This window comes from Erwinia sp. V71 (assembly GCF_965644245.1).
Classification (GTDB): Bacteria; Pseudomonadota; Gammaproteobacteria; order Enterobacterales; family Enterobacteriaceae; genus Erwinia.
On record NZ_CBFFRK010000245.1, the window covers coordinates 1 to 1,073 of the forward strand.

At 45.2% G+C, this 1,073-nt stretch carries 1 protein-coding gene; it reads left to right on the forward strand.

Annotated elements, in window-relative coordinates:
* The first annotated feature begins 403 nt into the window (after positions 1–403).
* Positions 404–955 (forward strand): hypothetical protein, encoded by a 552-nt coding sequence (locus ACSZO1_RS22435; protein WP_437616593.1) that lies wholly within the window; start codon positions 404–406, stop codon positions 953–955.
* Positions 956–1,073: the final 118 nt, after the last annotated feature.

Consider the following 1,073-nt stretch of genomic DNA (forward strand, 5'->3'; position numbering starts at 1 on the left):
TTATCGGTAGTTAACCCTTCCTCCTACACTCTCCACAATCATGTCCGAGCGTTGCACTTATTATCTGAATTCGCGTACTACGCTCTCAGGCCCGGTTTTAACTGACGAACATAATGAGTTAAGCAAAAGGTTTGCCATACCCTTTTTGATTTTTACTTAACCAGAACCTCCCCGCCCGTTAAATGATAAAAAATGATATATGTCATTGAATTTAATCTAAAAAACATTATTACCAATTCACTCTCCCGCACATTTACAGATTTACTTCCCGCCAAAAGCAAGAATTGACTCCAGCTTTATTGATCATCAAAAAAGCAAAAGAACCAAAATAGCGCACCAAAATGCTCTAATGCACCATAGCAACTCACTATTTTTACATTGTGTTTACGAGGGAGTTTGGATTATGAAAAGCATTGCTGATGCCCATTTCAGCCAGAAAAGCGGGATCATTCAATCGATGACGCCGCTCCTTGCCTGTCTCGTTTTCCAGAACCCTTCTCTGACACTGAGCAATCCTGAGCTGATTGCGGGGCTACAAACCTGGAGTATGTTCATACCGGCAGAGTCCCTCCGGCATCTGGTGCCTGGACTGAATAACGACGACCTGCGGCTTGCGCTGCTCTTACAGGCACTTAAAGCCGGAGATCTCTCCCATCAGATCATTACGCTGGTTCTCAGCTCACTTTCCGACGAAAAATACCGGGTTTTTCTCAGTCCCAAGGCCCACCGCTCGGTGCCTTATTCGGAGTCACTCATTGAAATGGCACAGCTGCTGAAAAAGTCCGGGTTTATCCAGTCCCTAAAACTGAATGAAGCCCGTCAGCGCACCAGGTTTGTTCCTCACGGCAGTTCAGCTTTCCAGACGTCAGTGACGTTTTGGTCTCAAATCCTGCATGCGGCGGTAAATCTCGCCGTTATGCAGGTTTTCTTCTCAAAACAACTTTGGATGCCATAAAACATTTTTTCCCTTCATCTGAAATCTTTCCGCCTTATTCACTGCAAAATGGCATGTGAATCGATCACGGTTTGGCATCAAGGTCGATCATGATTTGGCATCCATCTCCGATCACGAT

Bases quoted from the DNA above. Each gene is read 5' to 3' on its own strand.
- ACSZO1_RS22435 (WP_437616593.1), top strand. From the start codon at position 404: ATGAAAAGCATTGCTGATGCCCATTTCAGCCAGAAAAGCGGGATCATT.